This is a genomic window from Streptomyces boncukensis, assembly GCF_011045075.1.
GTDB lineage: Bacteria > Actinomycetota > Actinomycetes > Streptomycetales > Streptomycetaceae > Streptomyces > Streptomyces boncukensis.
Genome location: NZ_JAAKZZ010001123.1, coordinates 1 through 465, shown reverse-complemented (window position 1 = coordinate 465; position 465 = coordinate 1). Strand labels below are relative to the sequence as shown.

The 465-nt window shown below is 72.7% G+C and carries 1 protein-coding gene; it reads right to left on the bottom strand.

The features are described 5' to 3' along the window. Positions 1-465 (bottom strand): ketoacyl-synthetase C-terminal extension domain-containing protein (locus G5C65_RS38255; protein WP_165303695.1); only part of this gene is annotated, 465 nt, incomplete at both ends.

Here is a 465-nt window from a genome sequence, read left to right as displayed (position 1 = left end):
CCTCCACCCCCACCGACACCAACTCCGGCACCGACACCGACACCGGTTCCGGCTCCTCAGCCTCTTCCAGGATCAGATGGGCGTTCGTGCCCGAGGCTCCGAAGGATGACACTCCGGCCCGGCGGGGCCCCTCGTCGCGCGGCCACTCCACCGGCTCCGTCAGCAGCCGCACCGCTCCCGATTCCCAGTCGACGTGCGGGGAGGGCTCGTCGATGTGCAGGGTGGCCGGGAGCGTCCCGTGACGCAGCGCCTGCACCATCTTGATCACACCCGCCACCCCGGCGGCCCCCTGGGTGTGCCCGATGTTCGACTTCACCGACCCCAGCCACACCGGCCGATCTCCCGGGCGCTCCTGGCCGTAGGTCGCCAGCAGCGCCTGGGCCTCGATCGGGTCGCCCAGCGTCGTACCCGTCCCGTGCCCCTCCACCGCGTCCACCTCGCCGGGCGACAGCCGCGCGTTCGCCA